Genomic DNA, 207 nt, shown 5'->3' with positions numbered 1-207 from the left:
ACAACTGAGTTAGCCTTGCTCATGTCGGAAAGCCTCGCCAGCGAGTTGATCTCAAGGCTGGACGAAGCAACAGCCAAGGAAACCCGAGACAGCTTGCTCGGTTCCTTCATCACAGGCGGCTGGACCAGGCTGATCGAGCCCGTGCTGCTCAGCTGGATAAGCGACACGGAGCGGACCAATAACCCTGATCGTGCGGCGGATGCAGCC

The 207-nt window shown here is 58.9% G+C and carries 1 protein-coding gene; it reads left to right on the top strand.

Features of this window, described 5'->3' with window-relative positions:
• Positions 1–21: 21 nt before the first annotated feature.
• On the top strand, positions 22–207 hold a 186-nt coding region (locus tag AMS65_RS20120; protein WP_206541947.1), incomplete at its 3' end, for a hypothetical protein.

Origin of the sequence: Leucobacter celer subsp. astrifaciens (assembly GCF_001273835.1) — a bacterium.
Lineage (GTDB): Bacteria > Actinomycetota > Actinomycetes > Actinomycetales > Microbacteriaceae > Leucobacter > Leucobacter celer.
Note: the sequence above shows the minus strand (reverse complement) of the source record. Positions and strands in the feature narration are given on the sequence as shown.